The sequence below is a fragment of the Aliidiomarina minuta genome, assembly GCF_003987145.1.
Classification (GTDB): Bacteria; Pseudomonadota; Gammaproteobacteria; order Enterobacterales; family Alteromonadaceae; genus Aliidiomarina; species Aliidiomarina minuta.
The window spans coordinates 1,766,878-1,791,245 of the sequence record NZ_PIPL01000001.1 but is presented as its reverse complement, the minus strand read 5'-3'; the positions used below and the strand labels follow the sequence as shown (position 1 = coordinate 1,791,245).

22 protein-coding genes and 4 tRNA genes are annotated in these 24,368 nt (G+C 50.0%); 20 read left to right on the top strand and 6 right to left on the bottom strand.

Features of this window, described 5'->3' with window-relative positions; all coding sequences use genetic code 11:
• Positions 1-20 precede the first annotated feature (20 nt).
• Positions 21-683, bottom strand: coding sequence for a GMP/IMP nucleotidase (yrfG, locus tag CWE09_RS08610; protein WP_126803559.1), 663 nt, complete (start codon positions 681-683; stop codon positions 21-23).
• A 62-nt stretch (positions 684-745) separates the two neighbouring features.
• On the opposite strand from yrfG, the gene nudE reads away from it, so the two are divergent.
• Both nudE and cysQ read left to right on the top strand, forming a co-directional pair.
• A complete protein-coding gene (nudE, locus tag CWE09_RS08605) occupies positions 746-1,303 on the top strand; it encodes an ADP compounds hydrolase NudE (RefSeq protein WP_126803558.1) in 558 nt (185 codons plus the stop codon).
• Positions 1,304-1,307: 4 nt separating this feature from the next.
• A complete protein-coding gene (cysQ, locus tag CWE09_RS08600; RefSeq protein WP_126803557.1) occupies positions 1,308-2,141 on the top strand; it encodes a 3'(2'),5'-bisphosphate nucleotidase CysQ in 834 nt (277 codons plus the stop codon).
• Here the strand turns inward: cysQ and CWE09_RS08595 are convergent.
• Together CWE09_RS08595 and CWE09_RS08590 are read right to left on the bottom strand one after the other, a co-directional pair.
• Positions 2,138-2,371, bottom strand: a complete 234-nt coding sequence (locus tag CWE09_RS08595; protein ID WP_126803556.1) for a YheU family protein — start codon at positions 2,369-2,371, stop codon at positions 2,138-2,140. The two genes, cysQ and CWE09_RS08595, sit on opposite strands and share 4 nt — an antisense overlap.
• Positions 2,347-3,357, bottom strand: coding sequence for a hydrolase (locus CWE09_RS08590; RefSeq protein WP_126803555.1), 1,011 nt, complete (start codon positions 3,355-3,357; stop codon positions 2,347-2,349). Before CWE09_RS08590 ends, CWE09_RS08595 begins: the two co-directional genes overlap by 25 nt.
• Positions 3,358-3,464: 107 nt before the next feature.
• Here CWE09_RS08590 and ptrA point away from each other — a divergent pair, with 107 nt between their 5' ends.
• Positions 3,465-6,344 (top strand): pitrilysin, encoded by a 2,880-nt coding sequence (ptrA, locus tag CWE09_RS08585; RefSeq protein WP_157982839.1) that lies wholly within the window; start codon positions 3,465-3,467, stop codon positions 6,342-6,344.
• 2 nt (positions 6,345-6,346) lie between these two features.
• Here the strand turns inward: ptrA and CWE09_RS08580 are convergent, their stop codons facing one another.
• Both CWE09_RS08580 and CWE09_RS08575 read right to left on the bottom strand, forming a co-directional pair.
• Positions 6,347-6,799: a TIGR02444 family protein gene (locus CWE09_RS08580; RefSeq protein WP_126803553.1), complete on the bottom strand. Its 453-nt coding sequence runs from the start codon at positions 6,797-6,799 to the stop codon at positions 6,347-6,349.
• Positions 6,751-8,658, bottom strand: coding sequence for an ATP-binding cassette domain-containing protein (locus CWE09_RS08575; RefSeq protein WP_126803552.1), 1,908 nt, complete (start codon positions 8,656-8,658; stop codon positions 6,751-6,753). The genes CWE09_RS08580 and CWE09_RS08575 overlap by 49 nt, the downstream gene beginning before the upstream one ends.
• A 99-nt stretch (positions 8,659-8,757) precedes the next feature.
• On the opposite strand from CWE09_RS08575, the gene CWE09_RS08570 reads away from it, so the two are divergent.
• A complete protein-coding gene (locus CWE09_RS08570; RefSeq protein WP_126803551.1) occupies positions 8,758-8,961 on the top strand; it encodes a YheV family putative zinc ribbon protein in 204 nt (67 codons plus the stop codon).
• Here the strand turns inward: CWE09_RS08570 and queG are convergent.
• Positions 8,958-10,094, bottom strand: a complete 1,137-nt coding sequence (gene queG / locus CWE09_RS08565; protein ID WP_241974322.1) for a tRNA epoxyqueuosine(34) reductase QueG — start codon at positions 10,092-10,094, stop codon at positions 8,958-8,960. The genes CWE09_RS08570 and queG overlap by 4 nt on opposite strands.
• Positions 10,095-10,111: 17 nt before the next feature.
• Here queG and CWE09_RS08560 point away from each other — a divergent pair, with 17 nt between their 5' ends.
• The 16 genes from CWE09_RS08560 (at position 10,112) to tuf (ending at position 24,331) form a co-directional block, all read left to right on the top strand.
• Positions 10,112-11,629 (top strand): NAD(P)H-hydrate dehydratase, encoded by a 1,518-nt coding sequence (locus CWE09_RS08560; RefSeq protein WP_126803549.1) that lies wholly within the window; start codon positions 10,112-10,114, stop codon positions 11,627-11,629.
• Entirely contained in the window at positions 11,622-12,077 is a 456-nt protein-coding gene (tsaE, locus tag CWE09_RS08555) for a tRNA (adenosine(37)-N6)-threonylcarbamoyltransferase complex ATPase subunit type 1 TsaE (RefSeq protein ID WP_126803548.1), read from the top strand. The genes CWE09_RS08560 and tsaE overlap by 8 nt, the downstream gene beginning before the upstream one ends.
• Positions 12,074-13,384 carry an N-acetylmuramoyl-L-alanine amidase gene (locus CWE09_RS08550; protein ID WP_126803547.1) on the top strand — a complete coding sequence of 437 codons (1,311 nt, stop codon included), beginning with the start codon at positions 12,074-12,076 and terminating at the stop codon, positions 13,382-13,384. Before tsaE ends, CWE09_RS08550 begins: the two co-directional genes overlap by 4 nt.
• Before the next feature lie 3 nt (positions 13,385-13,387).
• Complete coding sequence (gene mutL, locus CWE09_RS08545) at positions 13,388-15,088, top strand: DNA mismatch repair endonuclease MutL (RefSeq protein ID WP_126803546.1); 1,701 nt, start codon at positions 13,388-13,390, stop codon at positions 15,086-15,088.
• Positions 15,081-16,037, top strand: a complete 957-nt coding sequence (gene miaA / locus CWE09_RS08540; protein WP_126803545.1) for a tRNA (adenosine(37)-N6)-dimethylallyltransferase MiaA — start codon at positions 15,081-15,083, stop codon at positions 16,035-16,037. The genes mutL and miaA overlap by 8 nt, the downstream gene beginning before the upstream one ends.
• A 120-nt stretch (positions 16,038-16,157) precedes the next feature.
• Positions 16,158-16,421 carry an RNA chaperone Hfq gene (hfq, locus tag CWE09_RS08535; protein ID WP_126803544.1) on the top strand — a complete coding sequence of 88 codons (264 nt, stop codon included), beginning with the start codon at positions 16,158-16,160 and terminating at the stop codon, positions 16,419-16,421.
• A gap of 19 nt (positions 16,422-16,440) precedes the next feature.
• Positions 16,441-17,745 carry a ribosome rescue GTPase HflX gene (gene hflX, locus CWE09_RS08530; RefSeq protein WP_126803543.1) on the top strand — a complete coding sequence of 435 codons (1,305 nt, stop codon included), beginning with the start codon at positions 16,441-16,443 and terminating at the stop codon, positions 17,743-17,745.
• A 33-nt stretch (positions 17,746-17,778) separates the two neighbouring features.
• Positions 17,779-18,951 carry an FtsH protease activity modulator HflK gene (gene hflK, locus CWE09_RS08525; protein WP_126803542.1) on the top strand — a complete coding sequence of 391 codons (1,173 nt, stop codon included), beginning with the start codon at positions 17,779-17,781 and terminating at the stop codon, positions 18,949-18,951.
• A 3-nt stretch (positions 18,952-18,954) separates the two neighbouring features.
• Positions 18,955-19,845, top strand: a complete 891-nt coding sequence (gene hflC / locus CWE09_RS08520) for a protease modulator HflC (RefSeq protein WP_126803541.1) — start codon at positions 18,955-18,957, stop codon at positions 19,843-19,845.
• A 93-nt stretch (positions 19,846-19,938) separates the two neighbouring features.
• Positions 19,939-21,093, top strand: coding sequence for an aminotransferase class V-fold PLP-dependent enzyme (locus tag CWE09_RS08515; RefSeq protein ID WP_126803540.1), 1,155 nt, complete (start codon positions 19,939-19,941; stop codon positions 21,091-21,093).
• A gap of 77 nt (positions 21,094-21,170) precedes the next feature.
• Complete coding sequence (locus tag CWE09_RS08510) at positions 21,171-22,469, top strand: adenylosuccinate synthase (protein WP_126803539.1); 1,299 nt, start codon at positions 21,171-21,173, stop codon at positions 22,467-22,469.
• Positions 22,470-22,663: 194 nt separating this feature from the next.
• Positions 22,664-22,739 (top strand) — tRNA-Thr (locus CWE09_RS08505).
• 16 nt (positions 22,740-22,755) lie between these two features.
• Positions 22,756-22,840, top strand: a tRNA-Tyr gene (locus CWE09_RS08500).
• A gap of 36 nt (positions 22,841-22,876) precedes the next feature.
• Positions 22,877-22,951: transfer RNA gene (locus CWE09_RS08495), tRNA-Gly, on the top strand.
• A 12-nt stretch (positions 22,952-22,963) separates the two neighbouring features.
• Positions 22,964-23,039 (top strand) — tRNA-Thr (locus CWE09_RS08490).
• A gap of 107 nt (positions 23,040-23,146) precedes the next feature.
• A complete protein-coding gene (gene tuf / locus CWE09_RS08485; protein ID WP_126803523.1) occupies positions 23,147-24,331 on the top strand; it encodes an elongation factor Tu in 1,185 nt (394 codons plus the stop codon).
• Positions 24,332-24,368: the final 37 nt, after the last annotated feature.

The following is a 24,368-nucleotide window of genomic DNA, read 5'->3' as shown; positions in this document are numbered from 1 at the left end:
CATCCAAATAGGTAAGAAAATTAATTAGTTATTATAGGCAGCAAGCTATGGTAGTTGTCAAAACAGCGATACCGGCTGAATGCTTTATTTAACTGAGTGCTGTCAGGATTCGCTACACCTAGCAGATGCTCAATGCCAAACTCAGCAGCTGCATCCAGAATGTGCTCGCCGTCATCAATAAACAAGCTGCGCTTAGGATCAAAACGCTCTTTGTGCTGCAGCTTTTGCCATAATTGCTGATCTTCTTTACAGGCGCCAAATTCATGGGTCGAATACTGAATGTCACAGTAATGCTGCAGTTGCGTATGCAGATTCTTCAGCGCCAGCGCATCGGGGTGTGCATTAGTAACCAGTACTATGCGTTTGTTGGCCTGACGCGCTGCCGTCAGAAAGGCGGGCACATCTTCCCGCATTCGGATTAGGTGAGTGAGTTGCTGCTTAAGTTCGCGTACTGGCAACTGCAGTGTCTCCTGCCAGTAATCCAGGCAATACCAGTTCAGAGTCCCTGCCACTTTAGCAAACTGCTGTTGCATAATAGCGGCAGCTTCTTCCTCAGGTAAACCATGATAAGCGGCGTAATGTTGCGGCAACTCTTTTATCCAGAAGCGATTATCGTAATGCAGATCGAGCAGGGTGCCGTCCATATCCAGTAGCAGGGTATCGATTTGTGACCAATTGAGCATAGGTTTCATTACGCTTTGGGTTTATAGTAGAGTAACAGCATACCTAGCAGTGTCGGGGAAATATGGCCGAGAAGCAAGTACCCAAAGTCTTAGCGCGTGAACTGGTTGCCAAAAGCAGGTTCCTGCGTATTGAAAGCGTTGACCTCGAATTCAGTAATGGCGAATTACGCCAGTATGAGCGTGTGCAGGGGAGAGGCCGGGGTGCCGTTCTGATAGTTCCAATGCTTGATGACGACACTATGTTGCTGGTACGTGAGTACGCTGCTGGTTTGCACAACTACCAGCTGGGTTTTCCTAAAGGACTCATTGACCCCGGAGAAACACCTGCGGAAGCAGCGAATCGCGAATTGCGTGAAGAGATTGGTTATGGCGCTGGTGAGTTAACTGAAATGAAGTCAGTCACCATGGCTCCTGCATTTTTCTCCGCTTCTATGACCCTTTTTCTGGGGCGGGGACTGTATCCGGAAACTTTGCTTGGCGATGAACCTGAGCCGCTGGAAATAGTGCCCTGGAAAGTAGACCAGCTGGATGAGCTACTACTCCAACATGATTTCACTGAAGCACGTAGCGTGGCTGCTTTACTGCTAATGCAACGCTGGCTGCAAAGAGGGGGCGGTTAATAACATGGCAGTGCATACCGATAGAGATGAACTGCGCAGATTGCAGAAGGAAGTTGCGCAAATCGCCCGTCAGACGGGAGAGCTGGTGCTTGACTATTATCGGTCCGGAGACTTTTCAGTTGACGAAAAAAGTGATGATACGCCAGTAACCAGCGCTGATCTTGCGGCCAGTAAGTTTTTGAGTCAGGCACTGGCTGCGCTTAAACCTGTGTTGCCAGTGTTATCGGAAGAAGAAATTGTGCCCTGGACAGAGCGTCGTAACTGGTCACGTTACTGGTTGATTGATCCTATTGATGGTACTCAGGAGTTTATTAAAGGTAGTGGTGATTTTGCCATAAGCATTGCGCTAATTGATCAGCATACCCCTGTGCTGGGTGCTATTTACTGGCCGACGGAAGACACCTTATACCAGGCGGCGGAACATCTGGGCGCCAGTCGAGTGCGGTTGGGGCAGGAACAGAGTATCCAGGTACGGCAATTGCGGGATCCAGGCAGAGATGAACTTATAGTGGCGATAAGTCGTCGGCAGCCTGAGCAAAAAATATTGTCCCGAATGAATCCACAGCGTAGCTTAAAAACCCTGATGACCGGCAGTTGCTCACTTAAGTCTTGCCTGGTCGCTGAGGGCAGCGCAGACTGCTTTCTCCGGGTCGGCCCCACCGGAGAGTGGGATACTGGGGCTGCTCAGGTAATTATTGAACAGGCTGGAGGCAGTCTGGTTAGCGAGCATTTTGAAGCGGTTACCTATAATCGCACCGCAAGTTTAGGTAACCCGAATTTCATGGTGTTGGGCGACCCTCGGATTGACTGGGTGTCTGTTTTTCCTGGTTTGGTTTAATCGTCTTGCTGCTCGGCGTTTACCTGGTCGGCAGGCAGAATATGCACACTCTCATGCAATTCTGAGTAGACGACTACAGCCTCACCGCTTTTTAGCTGGGCTCTGACATCGTCTACTTTCTCCTCCAGCGAACGTTCTTGTTCGCCATAATCGGTGCCTTCCTGAAGGACAAAGTGTTCTATTAAAGCTGTAAGGGTAGCGTCGTCTATTTGTGTATAGGGGATGCGCATAGTTGCTCCTGTAAATAGGATAAAATACGGCTGGAAAGCCAGAATGCCGGGCGTTTGTTCGCTATGCCTATAAAACCTACATGACCACCGCGCTCAGCTAATTCATAACTGACATTGTCGTGATATTGATCAGGTGTAGCAAAAGAAGCCTCGCAGGTAAAAGGGTCATCGGCCGCATGGATAATTAACAGGCTATGACGTACCTGGGGTAGAAAACGCAGCCCGCTGCAGCTGTCATAATAATCATCGACATTCGCAAACCCATGCAGCGGCGCCGTTACCTTATCATCAAACTGGCGAAAATTATCAAGCCGCTGCAACTCAGTTTTGTTGATATGAATAAAGCCCTGTACCAGTCCCGCGTCCATTTTTATGGCTACTTTACGTTTCAGACTGCCGAGCAAGTGACCCCGGTACACTCTGGAGAAACCCTGGTCAATACGAAAAGAACTGGGTCCAAGTGCGAGGGGAGCAGAAGCGGCAACCGCCGCCCGTAGAGGCAAGGTGGGGTCTTCTCCCAGTAGCTTGACTAGCATATTGCCACCCAGGCTGAAACTAGCTGCCGCAAGTGGTTTCAGCGGATTCTTTTTGGCCAGCCAGTTAATAAAAAAGCGAGCATCGGTGGTGTCACCTGAGTGATAAGCTCTATGGGTACGATTTATACGGCCACTACAACCTCGAAAATGCATGGTTACAGCATGCCAGCCTTTAGCACGAGCGGCACACATCAGGTGATCAGCATAAGGGGAGCGTACGGACCCTTCTAAGCCATGAAACAAAATGAGCAGTGGTTTGCTGTTTTCATTAAGGCAAGTTTCAGGTGATTCGGACCACGCCAGATCAATGAAATCACCATCCGGTAGCGCGAGTGACTGCCAGTAGGGACGCATTTGCGGTGGATAACGGCTAAGGCGTGACCACAAGGTCTGCAGATGGCAGTTGCTAAGCAGCGGATGAGGAATGAAAGTTGAACATATTTCAGGCATGATAAATGGTAACAGACTGCATAAAAGTCATGATAAGTTAAGATCCAGTTTGCCTGAAAAGAGCGTGGCAAGCCAGTTTTCAGCGTTTCATAATAAAAGGAATGAAAATGCGACACAGCCTTTACCACATCATTCTGCTGTCACTGACAGCTGTTTTATTCACCGCCTGTCAGCCGGCTCCGGACGAGCCAGCTCAGAGCGATGCCCCGCCCATTTATGTCAGCCCTAACGATGACCGTGAATACGGGGTTCTGGAGCTGGAAAATGGCTTGCAGGTGATCGTGGTGAGTGACCCGGAGGCCGACAAAGCGGCAGCAGCTATGAATGTGCATGTAGGCAGTTTACAAAACCCGGATGAGCAGCTGGGGCTGGCGCATTATCTGGAACATATGCTGTTTTTAGGTACTGAGCAGTACCCTGACCCAGACGAATACGGCGATTTCATGTCACGGCATGGTGGTCAGCACAATGCCTATACTGCTGATGACCATACTAACTACATGTTCGAAATCAATAACGACCGTCTGGATGAAGCTCTGGACCGCTTTGCAGACTTCTTTAAAGCGCCGAAGTTTTATCCCGAATATTCTGAGAAGGAAATTAACGCCGTAGATTCAGAGTGGTCGATGCGGCGAGCGTCTGACGGATTTATTTTGTTTGCGTTAAACAATAAAAAAATGAACCCTGAACACCCGATAGCGCGGTTTCGAATTGGTAACAGTGAAAGCCTTGGCGACAAAGAGGGCAGCGTGCTGCATGAAGAAATGCTGGCCTTTTATGAAAAGTATTATTCAGCCAATCTGATGACCGCTTCGGTAGTAGGTAATTATTCAGTTGAGCAGTTAAAAGAAAAAGCCCGTGCCGCTTTTGCCGATATTCCGAATCACAATGCGGAGGTTGCGGAAATTGAAGTGCCAGCGGTTACCGGAAGCGAACGTAAAATACAGTTATTTTATAAGCCGCAAATGGAAATGCGTCTGTTGTTACTGGACTTTACCATTGAGAATAATCTGCATGAGTTCAGAAAAAAACCTAACGAGTATATTGCGTACCTTATCAATTCAGAAATGCCTGGTACTCCAGCTGCCTATTTTCGTGAACAGGAGTGGGTTGACTCTATAAACGCCTCGGCTCAGGAAAATGCCTACGGCAATGCGGGCCGTTTTCGTATCCAGCTGGAGCTGACTGGCCAGGGAATGGAACACCGCGAAGCAATGGTCGGTGTATTGTTTGAATACATAGAGAAAATTCGTGAAGAAGGAGTTCGTACTTCTTATTATGAAGAAATAAAACAGGTACTGGATAACCGATTTCAGTTTCTTGAGCGTAGCGGCGCATTTGACTACGCTACCAGCCTGGCAGCTAGCATGCAGCATTACCCGTTGGCACATGTCATTGACGCAGCTTACCGATTTGACGAATTTAATGAGGAAGCGATTCATCGGGTATTGGATCAGTTAACTGTAGATAACCTGCGTGTCTGGTTTGTTTCGCCGGAAGAAGAAGTGGATCAGGAATTACATTATTTCGATGGTGAATATCGCATTGAGCCGTTGCAAGATTCCGTTATTGCAAACTGGTTAGAGCAGGGCCGTGAGGTGGATGTCAGCCTGCCGTCGGTGAATACGCTGTTACCCGAGGATCTGGCAATCCGGCCTATTGCAGGTGCTGAATCACCACAAAAAGCAGTGCAAAAAGAGGGAGTGACAGCCTGGTATCAGCGTAGCGAGCGTTTTCACGAACCTCGCGCCGAAGTAACACTTAATTTTAACCAGGCCCATCATGAGCGGGATTTACGTCAGCGTTTGGCTGCCAGTGTCTTAGTTGAAGCTTTCCGCTTGTCTCAGCAGGCATTAGCCAAAGAAGCTTCTATTGCCGGCGTTGATTTCAACTTATCGGTCGGTAATGGTCTTACTCTTGGTATGTCAGGTTTTAACGATAAGCAACCAGAACTGGCGCAACGTGTTCTGGCGGATTTTGCCAGTTATGAGCCCAGCGCCAGTCGGGTGGAACAGGTCAAAGACAGGTTGCGTCGAAGCATTGAAAATCAGAACCGACAATTCCCGGTACAACAACTGGGGCCTCGTTTTGGACATCTTTTTAGTGTTCCTTCGGCAGAAGACAGCGAGCGCTTACAAACGCTTCGTGAACTAGATGTTGCTGACCTGATACAGGTTCGCGATGCTTTGCTTGCGGATAATTATCTGCGAGCTTTGGTGGTAGGTAACTACAGTGCAGAAGACGTCGAAGAGCTGGTTGCAGCGGTGCAGCAAATTGTTGCTACCGATGCGTCAGCGCGTTATCAGCGCAGTCCGGTATTAACCCCGCGCGCAGGACAAAAACTGCAATGGCAGCGGAATCTGGAGCTGGACGACAGCGCTATTCTGGATGCCTTTATTGTTGAGGATACAAGTGTTCAGAGCCGTGCAAAAACTAATCTGATGGCTGAACTGATGCATAACCGCTTCTTTAATCAGTTACGAACTGAGAAACAATTGGGTTATGCGGTAGGTGTAACAGCACTGGGTGCTCGTGAGCATGGAGCAATGGCTTTCTATATTCAAAGCCCGGTTGCCTCTACTGCAGAACTCCTTGAGCACTTTGATGATTTCCGTGCTGACTATCTTGCTTACCTAGAAGAGATGGACGATGAAGCCTTCGTTGAGGCACGTGAAGGATTGTTAGTGAGTCTGCGCGAGCAGCCGCAAAACCTGCGAGAAGAGGCTGCTCGTATTCGTGCCGACTGGCAGCGTGAAAACTATAGCTTTGATACCCGCTTACGCTTGCAGCAGGCTATAGAGCGTCTGAGTAAAGCGGATATGGTGCAGTTTTACCAGAGTGAAATTCAGCAGCAACAAAACGTGATGCGTGTGCTGATTCAGCTACAGGGTACCCGCTTTAGCGATGCCGACTGGGCGGAATTGGAGGATGCTCAGGTAATTGAAGATATTGGCAATTTTCAGCGTCAGTGGTTGCAGCAGGAATAAAGTTAGCTGATAACGCTGTGCCAGGAAATTGGTGCGGTGTTATCTTCCGGCAGCTCATGGTAGCGCGCTATCATGAGCGCTTGCTCTTCTGCTTCTAAGATCAGTTCAGCAGCAAGTAACTTTTCTTTCAGTTGCTGGCGACTTTTTACTGATAACTGGGGGTGCTCACTGAGACGCCGTCGCTGATTGCGAAGAGGTGCGGTAAACTGCTTATTAAAACTCTCTAAAGCAGCTTTTAGCTGATCATAATGGCTCAGACTTAGCATTTTCGACTGTTTTTCCAGCCACATCATAAAAAGCAGTAAATTAACGTTAATACCCTGCTTATCCTGTGCTTGCAGGCAACATTTCTGCACCTGTGGTTCTGCGTAAAGCTGTGCAGCTGCATCCCAGAAATCAGCCGTAGTTAACTCAGATCGTTTAAGCTTTCCAGTTCTTCGCTCAATTCCAGCCATGTTGCCTCCGCCTGTTCCAGTTGCTGTTGCCAGTTCGCCTGAGACTTTAATAATTCAGTCAGCTCATTTTTCCGATCTGCATCGTACAGGCCTGCATCCTCAAGAGCGCTGTGTACTTGCTCCAGCTCCTGTTCAGCTTTCTGCATCAAGGTTTCGGCCTGCTTTATTTTGTTAAGCAGTGGCTTGAGCTGTTGCCGTTGCTGAGCGGCCTGCTGACGTAATTCTTTTTTACTTAGCTTGTTGTCGCCTTCGTCCTGCTTGTCGTCACGCAAAATCTGTTTTTGCTGCTGGCGCTCTTCTTCGACCCATTTCTGATAGTCGCTGAGATCGCCATTGAACGCACTCACCTGTTGGTTCGCAACCAGATAAAAATCATCTACCGTAGCCCGCAAAAAGTGTCGGTCATGCGATACTATAACCATAGCACCGCTGAATTCCTGCAACGCACGCATGAGCGCTTCGCGAATATCCAAATCCAGGTGGTTGGTTGGCTCATCCAGCAACAGCAGGTTAGGCTTTTGATAAACTACCAGGGCCAGTACCAGGCGTGCCTTCTCCCCGCCGGACATGGGGCCGCAAGGGGCAAAGGCATCATCGCCTTTAAAACCAAAGCTGCCCAGGTAGTCGCGCAGCGACTGCTCGCTGGCTTTGCTGTCCAGGCGCTGCACATGAGCAATGGGGCTTTCTTTCTGATTCAGGGTTTCCAGCTGATGCTGGGCAAAATAGCCGATGGCGATGCCAGGACTGACCCGGCGTTCACCGGATAAGGGCTCCAGCTCTCCTGCAAGCAGTTTCATCAGCGTTGATTTACCCGCACCGTTGTGACCCAGCAAACCAATACGGCTGCCAGGAACCAGATTGAGATGGATATTCTGCAGAATTGTCGTATCGCCATATCCGGCTCGTAATTTTTCCATTTCGATAAGCGGGCTGGGTAACTTAGCTGGCTCGCGGAACTGAAACTGGAAAGGTGCTGAGTCTTCAATAGGGGCGGTAGCGGTCAGTTTTTCTAACGCTTTGACCCGGCTTTGTGCTTGCTTGGCTTTAGTAGCCTGAGCTTTAAAGCGGTCAACAAATTTTTGTAAGTGGGCTCGTTGCTGTTCCTGTTTTTCAAATTCCTGCCGTTGCTGCGATATTTTTTCGCTGCGCTGGCGCTGGAAACTGGTGTAATTGCCGCTGTATTCATGAGTTTGCTGACGGTCGATATGGATAGTGTGCGTAATGACGGCATCGAGAAAGTCACGATCATGGGAAATTAGTATTAAAGTACCTTCATAGCGTAATAACCAGCTCTCCAGCCAGTAAATAGCATCCAGATCCAAATGGTTGGTAGGTTCATCGAGGAGCAGTAAATCGGACCGTGCAATAAGGGCCTGGGCCAGATTCAGGCGCATGCGCCAACCACCAGAGAATGAACTGACTGGGGCACTCAGTTGCTGCTGAGAAAAGCCAAGCCCGGATAACAGACTGGCTGCTCTGGGTTCAATCTGGTAGCCGCCGATAGCATCCATCTCGCCATGAATACGGGCAATAGCAGCGCCGTCATCGGTTTGTTCGGCCTTTTTCAGCTGGTCCTGCAACTGCATAAATTCTTTATCGCCACTGATCACATAGGTCAGGGCGCTGTCGTCAAGTGCGGGGGTTTCCTGAGCGACACTGGCAATACGCCAGCCTGGCGGAATATAAAGGCTGCCTGCATCTTCTTTTAACTCATGGCGCAGCAGTGCGAAGAGTGACGACTTTCCTGAACCATTAGCACCAACTAATCCCACACGATGGCCAGGAAAAATGGTAAAATTGCTGTCGATGAGTAGCTGTTTGCCACCGCGAATAAGGCCAAGGGCGTCTGCTTGTATCATAATAACCTGCGTTTAAAACCAGGCCGACATGATACCTGAGCTGTGTCCAGTCCGCGAGGGCGTAACGCTAAACAACCTGAGTCAACCATTGAGGACCCTATGGCACGCGAAAAAAAACGTTTTATAGCGGGTGCAACCTGCACTGAGTGTAAAGCTCAGGATAGCCTGATGTTATTCACTGAAAATGGGGTGGAGCATGTCGAGTGCGTAGAATGTGGCTTTAAAATGAGCGAACCTAAAGCACAGGGCTCGGGATCCGAGCGTGAATTTGATGGTGTGATCGGCGTCTTTAAACCCGACTAAGCATCTCGTGGCAGGCCTTTTTCTATGACCCGTACCAGGCGCTTTATTTGTTGACTAGGCTGGTCATCCTGCTGCAACTTACGCTTTTGTTCCTGTAAAGCCCAGTCAATGTGTTCCTGAATAAGTTCGCTGACCTGTTGGTTACGCTGCAATAAGGCCTGCACAACTTCTTCACTGGCCGGGGCGTTACCCAGAGCGACCGCAATATTGCGCAACCAGCGTTGGTGACCGATACGGCGTATGGGTGAACCTTCCGTATGCTTTAAAAACTCGGTTTCAGTCCAGTTCCATAATTCGATTAAATCTGGAGCATGCAACACGGAGCGGGGATGGAAATCTTTTTCATCAGTCGGACTGGCGTACCGGTTCCAAGGACAAATCAGCTGGCAGTCATCACAACCATAAATACGGTTGCCCATCGGTTTGCGAAACTCTTCTGGTATAGGGCCCTTAAGTTCAATCGTCAGATAAGAAATGCAACGCCGGGCGTCCAGCAGATAAGGTTCTACAATGGCCTGAGTAGGGCAGATAGTCATGCAGGCAGTGCACTTACCGCATTGTTCGGCTTGAGGGGTATCCGTGGGTAGCGGCAGGTTGATTAGTAGCTCACCTAAAAAGAACCAGGAGCCGTCTTTACTATCCAGTAACAAGGTATGTTTGCCGGTCCAGCCTAACCCTGCTTTTTCTGCCAGTGGGCGTTCCAGAATAGGGGCGCTGTCAACGAAGGGACGGAAATCTGTCTCACTGAATTCGGCTTTAATTTTTTCGCCCAGTTGTTTTAGTCGTTTACGCATAAGTTTATGGTAATCACGACCTAGTGCATAACGACTGACATAGCCGAGCCGTGAATTTTTCAGAACCCTGGCAAATGCAGCGCCCTTGGGCAGGTAATCCATGCGTACGCTGATAGCCCGGACACTACCGGGGTGAAGCTCATCCGGGCGGGTCCTCAACATGCCGTGGCGCTGCATATAATCCATATCGCCATGGAAGTTTTTATCCAGCCAACTTTGTAACGCGGCCTGGTGTTGACTAAGATCTATGTCAGTGATTCCAACTTGTTGAAATCCCAGCTCTTTGCCCCAGCGCTTAATGTTATCTGCCAGTAACTGATAGTCTGTAGTCTGAACCATGATGGAGAACATGCCCGATGAAAACTTTATTGAGTAATAGCATACCACAGCAACTCTATCGCCCAGAACAGGTGCGTGAAAACGAAAGCAAAGCGGCGGAGCTGGCAGGAGTGAGCATGTGGCAGCTGATGCAACGGGCGGGCAAAGCGGTTTTTGAGTGTCTGCAAAATGAATTTCCGGCCCCTTTAAAGGTGGCTGTTTTGTGTGGTTCGGGAAACAACGGAGGCGATGGGTATATCCTGGCTTCCCATGCGTTGCAAAGCGGTTATGAAGTGCGCCTGTTTGCCAGCAGAGCGCCTTCTACGGAAGATGCAGAAAGGGCCGAACAAGAATGGATAACGGCTGGAGGTGTGAGCGAAGCGTTGCCGGACTGGCAGGATAGTGAACCCGATGTGGTCATAGATGCTTTGCTCGGGACTGGCCTGGAAGATAATGTCCGGGGAGAAATAAAGGACTGCATTGAAACTCTTAACGAAGCCCGGCTTGCGGTTATTGCAGTGGACTTACCCAGTGGTTTGCATGGAGATACCGGTCGCGTGTTAGGTTGTGCCGTAGAGGCTCGACACACGGTAACTATGGTGGCACTTAAACGTGGCCTTTTTACCGGCCAGGCCGGAGATTATGTCGGCAATCTGGAGTTTGCAGACCTGGGTATTCTGCGTGAATTCCGCACCCTGACCAACTATAGTGCCTGGCGCCTTGAAAGTGGTCAGTTATGGCAGGCATTTGCACCGCGCCCCTGGAATAGTCATAAAGGTATGTTTGGTCATGTGCTTATCATCGGTGGCGAGCAGGGTATGACAGGGGCCGTGCAATTAGCGGGACTAGCCGCATTGCGCTCAGGAGCGGGCAAGGTATCGGTGATTTGTGCACCGGGACAGCAGAGCATGGCCGCTGGCGTGCCGGAACTCATGCTGCGTGGGTTGAATGTGGATGACCCTCAGGCGGAACAATTAATGCTACAGGCGGATGTTATAGCAATAGGACCGGGCCTGGGGCAGAACGACTGGGGCCGAAGCTGGTGGCATAAGGTTAAAGATAGCGAAAAGCCTTTGGTGGTGGACGCTGATGCCCTTAACCTGTTAGCGGAGTCACCGTTTCAGCGTGATGACTGGGTATTGACGCCGCATCCGGGGGAGGCGGCCCGACTGTTGGCCGCATCGGTAAGCGATAATGAAGAAAACCGTTGGGCAACCGCCGCAGCTTTACAGGAACAATACGGTGGTGTTGTGGTACTAAAGGGTGCGGGTAGCATTGTTCACGGCCATGATTTTGTGGCGGTTAATACCAGTGGCAACCCAGGTTTAGCTAGTGCTGGCATGGGGGACGTCTTAACAGGTATCATAGGGGCGCTTTTAGCACCTTTGTATGTACAGTCGGCTAATATTTGTCAGGGACCCGCTGAGCTGGTTGCTCAGGCAGTCCTGGTGCATGGAGCCGCTGCCGACAGTGCTGCGCAACAACAGCCCCGAGGGTTGATTGCCAGTGATGTAATTTCAACAATAAGAATATGGGTTAATCCACAACATGCATGAAAAGCATTACCAGCTTGCAGATGAAGCCGCTACCGAAGCGCTGGGGTCAGAGTTGTCTAAGCATTGTGAGAGCGCGCTACTGATCGCATTAGAAGGTGAGCTGGGTATGGGTAAAACGACCTTTAGCCGGGGATTTATTCGAGGCCTGGGGCACAGCGGAACCGTGAAAAGTCCAACCTATGCTTTGGTAGAACCCTATGAGTTGGCACCGTGGCGGGTTTTTCATTTCGATTTGTATCGACTACATGATCCAGAAGAGCTTGAATTTATGGGCATTCGTGATTATTTTGCAGAAGATTGCCTGTGTTTAGTGGAGTGGCCTCAGCGGGGTGAGGGTATACTGCCTCCTGCGGATGTTAATATAATTATCGAAGCTGAGGGTGCGGGTCGTCGGGCACGGGTAACCGGTCTGACTGAAAATGGCCGTAAGTTTGTGCAGAAACTATGAAAAAAATAGCATTACTTATTATTTTGCTGGGTTGGTCAGCGCTGGCGCATGCGTCCGGTTCTCTGGACTCTGTAAGGGTCTGGCCGGCGCCGGATAAAACCCGGGTGGTCTTTGATCTGGCCGCGGCGCCTAAGCATAGTTATTTTACGCTTTATGATGGGCAGCCTTATCGTCTGGTCATTGATCTGGCGGGTACGCGCAATGCTACCGATTTGGATGCGCTGGATTTTGAATCTATGATGGTGCAGCGTATTCGCACCAGTTCTGCGCCTAATGGTAGTACCACCCGCATTGTATTGGAGCTCAGCGAAGGTGTGACGCCAACCGTTTTTCCATTGCCGCCGAACGAGCGCTACGGTCATCGCCTGGTGGTTGATATTCCGGGGCAGTCAGTGCCGGAAGAGCGAATTACCCGAACTGCAGATCGTCTCCCTGAACGCAAAGTTATAGTGGCCATTGACCCAGGCCATGGTGGCGAAGATCCGGGTTCTATAGGTCCCGCCGGTACTTATGAAAAGAATGTAACCTTGCCAGTCGCGCAACGTCTTGCGGATGCCATAAACGCAGATCCTGGAATGCAGGCTGTATTGGTGCGTTCTGCTGACTATGGCGTGCCATTGAATCAACGAACTCGTGCGGCACGTCGCGAACGGGCTGACATGTTTATTTCGCTGCATGCGGATGCGTTTACCACACCGCAACCACATGGTGCTTCGGTATGGGTATTATCTCGGCGCAGAGCCAATACAGAACTGGGTCGCTGGTTAGAAAATCGTGAACAACATTCTGAACTACTGGGCGGTGCTGCCGAGATTCTGACTTCAAATGGCGGCGATCCTTATCTGGCGCGGACGTTGCTTGATATGTCGATTGATAATTCGATGAGTGGCGGTTTTGATGCCGCGAATATTCTGCTGAAAGAGCTGGAAGGTATCACCCGTCTGCACAGGCGTGAACCGCAGGCAGCCAGTTTTGCCGTATTGAACAGCCCGGACATACCCTCAGTATTAGTCGAGCTGGGATTTATTTCCAATCCTCAGGAAGAGCAACGGCTGCGCTCATCTGGACACCAGCAAAGGCTGGCCAATGCTTTGTATAATGGTGTGCGGGAATACTTTGTTCGTCACCCGCTGGATGGCACCATACTGGCTAATACCAAAGTGCGGAAGCATACCGTCAGCTCGGGAGACTCTTTGTCGGTAATTGCTCAGCGCTACAACACCTCAGTGGGCGCTATTCAGCGGCATAATGAGTTGAACAGCACAGTGCTGCGTGTCGGTCAGGTGCTGGAAATTCCGTCTTCCTGACTTATGCCTATTCGTCAATTACCAGCGCGGCTGGCTAATCAGATTGCTGCTGGTGAAGTAGTCGAAAGACCTTCATCAGTGGTGAAAGAGCTTGTAGAAAACAGCATTGACGCGGGTGCGACCGAACTTATTATTGATATCGAGCAGGGTGGCGCGCGACGCATCCGAATCCGGGACAACGGGCAGGGTATCGCCCACGACGAACTTGAACTGGCATTAAGCCGTCATGCCACCAGTAAAATAAGCAGCCTGGATGACTTAGAAAGCATTATGAGTCTTGGCTTCCGGGGTGAGGCGCTGGCTAGTATCAGTTCTGTCTCCAGGCTGACGTTGACTTCTAAACCTGCGGTACAGTCTGAAGCCTGGCAGGCCTATTGTGAAGGCCGTGAAATGACTGTGAGTATTCAGCCTGCAGCTCATCCGGATGGCACTACTGTGGATGTGCAGGATTTATTTTTTAACACGCCAGCCCGGCGTAAATTTTTACGTACCGAAAAAACGGAATTTGGGCATATCGATGAGGTGGTTAAACGGATAGCACTTGGTGCGCCCGAAGTACGTATTCAGTTGCGCCATAATCAGCGCAAAGTCCGTGACTATCGGCCGGCAATTACTGAACCTCAGCAAATTCAGCGCTTAAAAGCGGTAGCTGGTAACACTTTTGCAGGAGACGCGCTGCACATAGTTAATCAGGTCGACCCCTGGCAGTTGCAGGGCTGGATAGCACCCGCTGCAGTGTGCCGTCATCAGGGTGACGTGCAGTACATGTTCGTTAATGGGCGCATGATGAAAGACAAATTACTCAATCATGCTATTCGCCAGGCCTATGGTGATCTCCTGCCAGCCGACCGCCAGCCTACCTTTGTGCTTTACCTGACGCTGCCTGCCCGCGACGTGGATGTGAATGTGCATCCGTCTAAACATGAAGTGCGTTTTCATCAGGCTCGTCAGATACATGACTTTGTACTACAGACCATTCGACAGGCATTGCCGCAAGCGGATTCGCTGGAAGGCGCCCCTACAGAAGGTTATCAGCCGCCTCCACGGCACTTTTATCAGCAGCCGCAAGGGTCCAGGGGTAAGCCAGCCGCTTCTCCCGTTCAGGTTGCAACAGCATCGACCCATTATGAAAAATTAATGACACCGGCCGCTAGCGAAGCTCCTTTGGCTGAGGGGGATAAAAAAAGCTGGCAGTGGCTTTGTGTGCAGTCGCAACGTTGGCTGTTATTGAAAAATTGCGATCAGCTGGGCTTATTGGCGCTGCCGGATTTACAGCAGCTGGTTGAATTTAAACGGCTGACTAAGCAGGTGCAGCAAGGGTTAAGTGGGCAGCCATTGCTGTTGCCCGTGCAACTGGAGCTGGAACAAGCCATTAGCGATAAGGAGCTCAGCCAGTTGGCGCAGCTCGGCGTGCAGTTGAAATTACTGAGCAGAACCCGGACTATAGTATTGCAGGTGCCGGCATTGCTACGCCATACCAGTATTGAGCAGAGTATTAATCTGTTACTGCAAAAACTAAAACCACAGCAAGTGCTGGCAGAAAACACAGTGGTACTGCGTTGGCTGGCAGAGCATAGCGTTCTTGATGCTTACAGTGAGGAACAGGCTCGCTACTGGTGGCAACAGGCTCAGGCACAGTTGGCGTCTGATGACTGGGTGCGCCTGATAAATTTATTGCCGTGGCAAGAGTTTGCAAATGAATAAAGAACCTTATGTAATTTGCATTTCCGGGCCCACCGCCGCGGGCAAAACTCAGTTGGCTATGGATCTGGCGGATCGTATGTCCTGTCAGATAATCAGTGTGGATTCAGCGTTAATATATAAGGGCATGGACATTGGCACGGCTAAACCCAGCGCTGAGGAGTTGAGCCAGTATCCTCACGCGCTGATTGATATCTGTGACCCAGCGGAAATCTATTCAGCGGCTGAGTTCCGCCGTGACGCGCTGAAGGCGATTGAAAAGGCTTTGGCCGAAGGTAAAACTCCACTGTTGGTAGGTGGAACTATGCTTTATTACCGGGCGTTACTAGGCGGTTTGTCGAACCTGCCTGAAGCAAACAGCGAGGTTCGCCAGGCTTTGCAGGCCAGGGCCGAAGAACATGGCTGGCTTTTTTTGCATCAAAAGTTGCAACAACTGGACCCAGTCGCAGCCGCTCGTATTCATCCTAATGACCCGCAGCGCTTATTGCGCGCCCTTGAGGTGTATGAGCTGACTGGCAAAAGCATGACCGAGCTGACACAGACCCAGCAACCTGGCCTTGCTTACCCTAGTTATCAGTTTGCAATAGCGCCCCAGGATCGCAGTATTTTACATCAACGAATTAGCCAGCGATTTGAACTTATGCTGCAAGAAGGGCTCGAAAGGGAAGTGAGCACGTTGAAGGAACGTGGTGACTTGCATCTGGATTTACCCTCCATGCGCGCAGTCGGTTATCGGCAAATGTGGCAGTATCTGGATGGCCAGTTGAAGTACCCGGAAATGAAGGAACGCGGTGTGATAGCAACCCGGCAATTGGCGAAACGTCAGATTACCTGGTTACGCTCCTGGCCTGATTTACATTGGTTGGATCCTTTAGCCGGAACGATGTTAACGACTGCCATGCAGCTCCTGGATGATGAGCAACCCAGCCGGCCGCAAATGTGGCTTAAATAAATAAGTTGCTGCAAACGTTGAATTTACAGAAAAAATCCGCATATCTAGGAATTAGTTGCTACACTAGAGCTGTTAACGACAGCATAAACTCTAATAACAAATCGCTAAAGGAACCCAGTCATGGCAAAGGGGCAGACCTTACAAGACCCATTTTTGAATGCGTTACGCCGTGAACGTATTCCAGTTTCAATTTATCTGGTAAACGGCATCAAGTTGCAGGGGCAGATCGAATCTTTCGATCAATTTGTCATCCTGTTGAAAAATACGGTTAGTCAAATGGTTTATAAGCACGCCATTTCTACAGTTGTACCGTCACGTATTCCTAATAACTATCAGCCAACAACAGGTGATGAGGAAGCAGAAGGCGGTGTCGAACATTACTAGTATGCAGAGGTAGGCTCGCTTGTTTGATAGATATGAAGGCGGCGAGCAAGCTATACTCGTCAATGTTGATTTTCCAAATGAATCTGCGCGAGAAGACGTCGAGGAACTGGCTTTGCTGGTGTCCTCTGCTGGCGTTCGCACTTTAGATGTAGTGTCCACTAGTCGCCGTGCGCCTGATGCCAAACTTTTCATTGGTAGTGGCAAAACGCAGGAAATAGCTGACTTAGTTCAGGGCAGCAAAGCTGATATTGTGATTTTCAATCATCGGCTGTCCCCCTCTCAGGAACGAAACCTGGAAAAAGTATTTCAATGTCGGGTGCTGGACCGCACCGGGCTGATTCTGGATATTTTTGCGCAGCGAGCACGTACCCATGAGGGTAAACTGCAGGTTGAACTGGCGCAGCTACGCCACATATCGACCCGTTTGATTCGAGGCTGGACTCACCTTGAACGCCAAAAAGGTGGTATTGGCCTGCGGGGACCTGGGGAAACTCAGTTGGAAACGGACCGACGTTTATTACGTGCTCGTATAAAATCTATTCTGGCTCGTTTAGCGAAAGTAGAAAAGCAACGTGAACAAGGGCGCCGGGCGCGCAAACGCGCTGAGATTCCAACGCTGGCGCTGGTTGGTTACACCAACGCAGGTAAGTCGACTTTATTTAACCGTATTACGGACTCTACGGTGTATGCTGCGGACCAATTGTTCGCCACGCTCGACCCAACCTTACGAAAAATAGAACTGAAAGATGTGGGGCCAGTCATTCTGGCTGATACTGTGGGTTTTATTCGCCACTTGCCCCATGATTTAGTGGCCGCCTTTAAGGCGACCTTGCAGGAAACCCGGGATGCTGATTTACTGCTCCATGTGATGGACATCAGTGATGAACGTCAGGAAGATAATCAGCGTCAGGTGGATGCTGTGCTGACAGAAATTGATGCCGCCGAAACCCCGCAGTTATTGATTTGTAATAAAATTGACCGACTCGACGAGCATACCGCGCGCATTGATTATGATGACGAGGGCGTGCCCCAACGAGTCTGGTTATCAGCACAGACGGGCGAAGGCTGCGAACTGTTGCTGCAGGCTCTGGAAGAGCGTCTGGCACGGCAAATGGTGGTTGAGCATTTACGGCTACCACCAGAAGAAGGTAAACTGCGCAGTCAGTTGTATCAGTTAGACTGCGTTGAAGCGGAACAGATACTTGAAAACGGAGATATGTTAGTATCTGTCAGAATGCCTGCTGTCGAATGGCAGCGGCTACTAAAGAATTACGCTGGCAGGCTTACCGGGTTCGCGGAATCGGGTAACGAGCTGGCATCCTGACTCTTTGATTTATAGTTAAGTGTGGAGTAATCGATGGCCTGGAATCAACCGGGGAATGGCGGTGATAAAAATCGCGACCCATGGAAAAACCAAGGTGGCCGGGATCAGGGACCACCTGATCTTGATGAAGCTTTAAAGAACTTGCTTGGCAAGTTAGGCCTTGGTGGTAAAGGCGGCGGCAACGGTTCTGGCAAAAGCCAGGGCGGTGGCAACCTGCCTGCAAAAGGTATAGGAATTGGTGTAGTGCTGGCTCTTGTGGTCTGGTTCATTTCTGGTTTTTATACCGTAAATGAAGCAGAACGAGGCGTAGTATTGCGTTTTGGTGCTTACCATACTGAAGTCACTTCAGGCCTGCACTGGAAGCCGACCTTCGTTGATAGCGTAACTAACGTGGATGTGAACAATGTAAGTTCACAACAAACCAGCGGTTTTATGTTGACCGAAGATGAGAACGTAGTCCGTGTGGAGCTTGGCGTTCAGTACCGTGTGATTAATGCACGTGGCTACTTATATAACGTAGAAGATCCAGATAGCAGCTTGTCACAAATAACCGACAGCGCCTTGCGTTATGTTATCGGTCACAACACCATGGATAACATCCTGACGGTTGGCCGGGAGCAGATACGCTCACAGACACGTGAAATTGTTGAGCGCTTAGTTGAACGTTACAATCTGGGTCTGCAAATAGTAGACGTTAACTTCCTGCCAGCACGACCGCCAGAACAGGTTCGTGATGCTTTCGATGATGCCATTGCAGCACAGGAAGATCAGGAACGCTTTATTCGTGAAGCTGAAGCTTATGCCCGCGAGATAGAGCCAACGGCTCGAGGTCGCGTACGCAGACTGCAACAGGAATCACAGGCGTATAAAGAGCAAATGGTATTGCGTGCTCAGGGTGAAGTGGCCCGCTTCCGTGAGCTGTTACCTCAGTATCAGGCGAATCCAGAAACTACGCGTCAGCGTATTTACCTGGAAACTCTGCAGGATATCTATCGTAACAACAGCAAAATCATGGTGGACGTAGAAGGCAGCAACAACATGCTTTACTTGCCACTAGATAAAATAATGGAACGTCAGCGTACGGCACCGATATTGCCGACGGGTCAGTCTCAAGATGGACAAGCCACCGGTACTAGTCGTGTTGTACAACCTGACTCTGGTCGCGGTACAACCAACCGTAGCTCAGGCGGACGGGGAGGTAGATAAACCATGAAAAATTTAATTGGTGTTATAGTCGTTATACTTGCGCTGCTTGGTTATTCCTCGCTGTTCACTATTGCTGAAGGTGAGCGCGGTATCGTTATTCGTTTTGGTAAAGTGGCACAGGATGATGAAGGCCAGGCAGTGGTTTACCAGCCGGGTCTGCATTTTAAAATGCCTTTTATCGAACGTATCGAAAAACTGGATGCGCGGGTAAAAACACTGGACGGTGAAGCGGACCGCTTTATTACCAGCGAGCAGAAAGACTTAATCGTGGATGCATTCGTAAAATGGCGTATCAGTGATTTTGCGCAGTTTTACCTGTCTACCGGGGGCGGTAATCGCGCTCAGGCAGAAGGACTGTTAATGCGCCGGATTAACTCAGGCTTACGTAGTGAGTTCGGTAGCCGTACTATTCAGGATATCGTATCTGGTGAACGTGAAGATCTGATGGAGCAGGCATTAATGCAGGCTGCGGACGGTTCCAGCGACCTGGGTATTCAGGTGCTTGATGTACGGGTTAAGCAAATTAACCTGCCAGACGAAGTCAGCGAAGCGATTTATGCACGTATGCGTGCTGAACGTAACGCGGTGGCTCGTGAGCATCGCTCAGAGGGTCGTCAGGAGTCTGAATTCATTCGTGCTGATGTTGATGCCCGGGTAACTGTTATGTTGGCTGACGCTGAACGTGAAGCGCGCCAGATTCGCGGTGAAGGTGATGCAGAAGCGGCGGGTATTTATGGTGAAGCTTATGGAATGGATCCAGAGTTCTTCTCCTTTATCCGTAGTATGGAAGCTTACACAGCCAGCTTTGAAGGCGGTAACGATGTTATCGTACTCAGCCCTGAAAGTGACTTCTTTAAGTACTTTAACAGCATGAGTGGCGGCTCTAACGACTAAGCCGTAACCTTGTTGACGAATAAAAGCCGGTTACAGGTTCTCCTGTTGCCGGCTTTTTTGTATGCTGACCCAAAGCCAAAAATGAGTCATATTATGTACAAAAAACACTACCAACGATTCTTGTCGGCCCGCCCGGGGATTTTACATTGCTCTCCACACAGTCATTATTACTGGCCTGATGTAACCCGTGAAGCTCAGCTGGAATACTGGGACGACTCAGCGAGGCTGGCGGATGATAAGTGGGAGCGTATTTTTGAGGAGAAGGTGCCAGCTGTGCAGCGTCTGATAGCTCAGCGCTTGAATGTGAGCAATCCACAGCAGATTGTGTTCGCGCCGAACACGCATGAACTGGTGTACCGAGTTTTGAGCAGTTTTGACCCGTCCAAAACGCTGCGTATTTTGACTACGGATGGAGAATTTCATAGTTTTAACCGGCAGAGCCGACGCCTGGAAGAGCGTGGGAATGTTGAGGTGACACGCATTGCCACTGAACCCTTTGCGACCCTGCCACAACGCTGGCGCGACGCGGTTGCTGCCCAGGCTTATGATGTCATTTTTATTAGCCAGGTATTCTTTAATTCCGGAGTGCCTTCGCCAGACCCGCAAGGCTGGCTGGATGCGGTGCAGGATCAGGATACGGTCATTATGATTGATGGCTACCATGGCTTTGGTGCGGTACCTACGGACCTTGGACCTTATCAGGATCGGGTATTTTACCTGGCTGGTGCATATAAGTACGGGCAGTCCGGCGAAGGCGCCTGTTTTGCCCTGGTGCCTCCGGGAAATAAATTAAGGCCTGAATTTACCGGTTGGTTTGCCGACTTTGAAAGCCTGGCGAAACCTCAGGAAGGCCCGGTAGGCTACGCGCAGGATGGTTTTCGTTTTGCCGGTTCGACCATGGATTTTACCGCGTTGTATCGCTTGCATGCGGTGCTCGACTGGTGGCAGCGCGATGGATTGAGCGATCATAAAGTTCACAGCTATATCCAGTCTTTGCAGAAGGCATTTCTGCAGCATATTGATAGCCTGAACCATATAGATATCTGTCGCCAGAACCTACTGTGTCAGGATCTCAATGAACATGGCCATTTCTTTACCTTTCGTCTGCAAAGTGCAGAGCGGGTGCAGCAGTTGGCGGCCCAATTGAAAGAGCAAGGCGTTGCTACAGACTATCGTTATGACCGCCTGCGTTTTGGTTTTGCGCTCTATCATGAGGCAGCAGACTACCAGCAAATTCGCTTCGCATGAATTTTGTGCGAAAAAGCTCTGAACTTTGCTTTTCTTTTTGCTAGAATCGCGACTTAATTTTCCACCGTTTGAGAATCATGGGTAAAAACGTCGTTATTCTCGGTACCCAATGGGGTGACGAGGGCAAAGGTAAGATCGTTGATTTGTTAACTGACAAAGCAACTTATGTGGTGCGTTACCAAGGCGGCCATAATGCCGGCCATACGCTGGTTATTGATGGCGAGAAAACGGTTCTGCACCTGATCCCTTCAGGAATTCTGCGTGAGAACGTAACCTGCCTGATTGGCAATGGTGTGGTGCTCTCGCCAGAAGCCTTGATGGAAGAAGTCGAAATGCTCGAAGCGCGTGACATTCCCGTGCGCGAGCGCCTTCTTATCAGTGAAGCCTGTCCTTTGATTCTGCCTTACCATGTAGAGCTTGATAAAGCGCGTGAGCTGGCTCGTGGCAAACAGGCCATAGGCACGACAGGGCGTGGTATTGGTCCTGCTTACGAAGACAAAGTAGCACGCCGTGCTTTGCGTGTGGGTGATCTGTTTAATATTCAGCGTTTTGAAGAAAAGTTACGTGAAGTGGTGGAATATCACAATTTCGCGCTGACCGAGTATTATAAGCAGCCAGCCGTAGACGTTGATCAGGTATTAGCCTATTGCAAACAAATAGCTCCTGTATTACTTAAGATGGTAGCCGACATTCCGGGTATTCTGGATAAAGCGCGTCGTAATGGCGATAACATGATGTTTGAAGGTGCTCAGGGTACCTTGCTGGATATCGACCATGGCACATACCCTTATGTAACTTCATCCAATACGACCGCTGGTGGCGTTGCAACAGGGGCTGGATTTGGCCCGCGCTATATTGATTATGTATTGGGTATTGTTAAAGCTTACACCACCCGCGTTGGTTCGGGGCCATTCCCGACAGAGCTGGCTTGCGATGTAGGTCAGCACCTGGGAGAGAAAGGTCACGAGTTTGGCGCCACTACCGGGCGTAAGCGGCGTACCGGCTGGTTTGACGCGGTAGCGATGCGCCGGGCGGTGCAGTTGAATTCTATCAGTGGTCTTTGCCTGACTAAACTGGACGTTCTTGATGGTCTGGAAGAAGTTAAAATCTGTACTGGTTATAAGCTGCCTTCCGGCGAAGTGGTCGAGTTGCCGCCGCTGTCTGCTGAAGATTATGACGCGGTAGAGCCGGTTTACGAGAGCATGCCAGGCTGGACTACTCCAACGATTGGGGCGACCAAGCACCAGGACTTGCCAACTGAAGCTTTAGCGTTCATAAAGCGTCTGGAAGTGCTGCTGGAAGTTCCTGTTGATATTATTTCAACAGGTCCGGATCGAGCGGAAACTATTACTTTACGCCACCCTTTCGCGGTGTAATCGCAGGGCAGGCTATGCCTGCCGTTAATCATTCGTTTATTGTGTAGCAGGCGTAGCCTGCTACACAAAACGTTTAAAAACCGAGCTTATTAAGCAAAAAGTAAGCAATTGGCCTTAAAAATCAAAAAAAAAGCGCATTACCTGTTGCAAGAGTAAAATCCATGCCATAGAATGCGCTCCACCTAAACGGTGAAGCCGGCATAGCTCAGTTGGTAGAGCAACTGACTTGTAATCAGTAGGTCCCGAGTTCGACTCTTGGTGCCGGCACCATTTAGAAAAAATTTGTGGAGGGGTTCCCGAGTGGCCAAAGGGATCAGACTGTAAATCTGACGGCTCAGCCTTCGCAGGTTCGAATCCTGCCCCCTCCACCACTTTTTTGCAGCCCCAGGTAGCCGAAGTTTAGATTTGCGGGTGTCGTATAATGGCTATTACCTCAGCCTTCCAAGCTGATGATGCGGGTTCGATTCCCGCCACCCGCTCCAAGAATTTTCCGTGCTGATATAGCTCAGTTGGTAGAGCGCACCCTTGGTAAGGGTGAGGTCGGCGGTTCAAATCCGCCTATCAGCACCATTCTTTATCTATACTTCTGCTTCCTCGTTACTGCAAAACATCGTATTTTTAATTAAAACTAAGCACTGGTGAATATCGTCACCGAGCGTATCTGAAGAGAGGCTGTCATGGCTAAAGAAAAATTTGAACGTAGTAAGCCGCACGTAAACGTCGGTACTATCGGCCACGTTGACCATGGTAAAACCACGCTAACGGCGGCGATCACCACTGTATTGGCAAAAGTATACGGCGGTGCTGCAAAAGACTTCGCATCTATCGATAACGCTCCAGAAGAGCGCGAGCGTGGTATCACTATCTCAACCTCACACGTTGAGTATGACACTCCGATCCGTCACTATGCGCACGTTGATTGCCCAGGTCACGCTGACTACGTTAAGAACATGATTACTGGTGCTGCTCAGATGGACGGCGCTATTCTGGTAGTTGCTGCGACTGATGGCCCAATGCCACAGACGCGTGAGCACATCCTGCTGTCTCGTCAGGTTGGCGTTCCTTTCATCGTTGTATTCATGAACAAATGTGACATGGTCGATGATGAAGAGCTGCTTGAGCTGGTCGAGATGGAAGTTCGTGAACTGCTGTCTGAGTACGATTTCCCAGGTGACGACCTGCCAGTTATTCAGGGCTCAGCTCTGAAAGCCCTGGAAGGCGACGAAGCATGGACACAAAAAATCGTTGAGTTGGCCGAAGCACTGGACACTTATATCCCAGAGCCAGAGCGTGACATCGACAAGCCGTTCCTGATGCCTATCGAAGACGTATTCTCTATTTCTGGCCGCGGTACTGTAGTAACCGGTCGTGTAGAGCGCGGTATCGTAAACACAGGTGACGAAGTTGAAATCGTTGGTATCAAAGATACGACGAAGACAGTTGTAACTGGTGTTGAGATGTTCCGTAAGCTGCTTGACGAAGGTCGTGCAGGTGAGAACATCGGTGCGCTTCTGCGTGGTACGAAGCGTGAAGACATCCAACGTGGTCAGGTACTGGCGAAGCCAGGTTCAATCACTCCGCATACTAAGTTCGAAGCGGAAGTGTATGTACTGAGCAAAGAAGAAGGTGGTCGTCATACGCCATTCTTCAAAGGCTACCGTCCCCAGTTTTACTTCCGTACGACAGACGTTACGGGTGCAGTAGAGCTTCCAGAAGGCGTAGAAATGGTTATGCCTGGTGACAACATCAAATTCGTAGTGGATCTGATTGCACCAATCGCTATGGACGACGGTTTGCGTTTCGCGATTCGCGAAGGTGGCCGTACAGTAGGCGCTGGCGTAGTATCTAAAATCTTAGATTAATCGCCTCTGCATGCATTGCGTGCTCAGCGAAATACTG

Excerpts from the sequence above, each read along its gene's own strand:
- hfq (WP_126803544.1), top strand. The coding sequence starts at position 16,158 with ATGGCAAAGGGGCAGACCTTACAAGACCCATTTTTGAATGCGTTACGC.
- CWE09_RS08590 (WP_126803555.1), bottom strand. The coding sequence starts at position 3,357 with ATGCCTGAAATATGTTCAACTTTCATTCCTCATCCGCTGCTTAGCAAC.
- CWE09_RS08580 (WP_126803553.1), bottom strand. The coding sequence starts at position 6,799 with ATGGCTGGAATTGAGCGAAGAACTGGAAAGCTTAAACGATCTGAGTTA.
- CWE09_RS08575 (WP_126803552.1), bottom strand. The coding sequence starts at position 8,658 with ATGATACAAGCAGACGCCCTTGGCCTTATTCGCGGTGGCAAACAGCTA.
- CWE09_RS08510 (WP_126803539.1), top strand. The coding sequence starts at position 21,171 with ATGGGTAAAAACGTCGTTATTCTCGGTACCCAATGGGGTGACGAGGGC.
- hflC (WP_126803541.1), top strand. The coding sequence starts at position 18,955 with ATGAAAAATTTAATTGGTGTTATAGTCGTTATACTTGCGCTGCTTGGT.
- tsaE (WP_126803548.1), top strand. The coding sequence starts at position 11,622 with ATGCATGAAAAGCATTACCAGCTTGCAGATGAAGCCGCTACCGAAGCG.
- CWE09_RS08550 (WP_126803547.1), top strand. The coding sequence starts at position 12,074 with ATGAAAAAAATAGCATTACTTATTATTTTGCTGGGTTGGTCAGCGCTG.
- CWE09_RS08595 (WP_126803556.1), bottom strand. The coding sequence starts at position 2,371 with ATGCGCATCCCCTATACACAAATAGACGACGCTACCCTTACAGCTTTA.
- miaA (WP_126803545.1), top strand. The coding sequence starts at position 15,081 with ATGAATAAAGAACCTTATGTAATTTGCATTTCCGGGCCCACCGCCGCG.
- queG (WP_241974322.1), bottom strand. The coding sequence starts at position 10,094 with ATGGTTCAGACTACAGACTATCAGTTACTGGCAGATAACATTAAGCGC.
- hflK (WP_126803542.1), top strand. The coding sequence starts at position 17,779 with ATGGCCTGGAATCAACCGGGGAATGGCGGTGATAAAAATCGCGACCCA.
- CWE09_RS08515 (WP_126803540.1), top strand. The coding sequence starts at position 19,939 with ATGTACAAAAAACACTACCAACGATTCTTGTCGGCCCGCCCGGGGATT.
- CWE09_RS08570 (WP_126803551.1), top strand. The coding sequence starts at position 8,758 with ATGGCACGCGAAAAAAAACGTTTTATAGCGGGTGCAACCTGCACTGAG.
- nudE (WP_126803558.1), top strand. The coding sequence starts at position 746 with ATGGCCGAGAAGCAAGTACCCAAAGTCTTAGCGCGTGAACTGGTTGCC.
- ptrA (WP_157982839.1), top strand. The coding sequence starts at position 3,465 with ATGCGACACAGCCTTTACCACATCATTCTGCTGTCACTGACAGCTGTT.
- mutL (WP_126803546.1), top strand. The coding sequence starts at position 13,388 with ATGCCTATTCGTCAATTACCAGCGCGGCTGGCTAATCAGATTGCTGCT.
- cysQ (WP_126803557.1), top strand. The coding sequence starts at position 1,308 with ATGGCAGTGCATACCGATAGAGATGAACTGCGCAGATTGCAGAAGGAA.
- yrfG (WP_126803559.1), bottom strand. The coding sequence starts at position 683 with ATGCTCAATTGGTCACAAATCGATACCCTGCTACTGGATATGGACGGC.
- tuf (WP_126803523.1), top strand. The coding sequence starts at position 23,147 with ATGGCTAAAGAAAAATTTGAACGTAGTAAGCCGCACGTAAACGTCGGT.
- CWE09_RS08560 (WP_126803549.1), top strand. The coding sequence starts at position 10,112 with ATGAAAACTTTATTGAGTAATAGCATACCACAGCAACTCTATCGCCCA.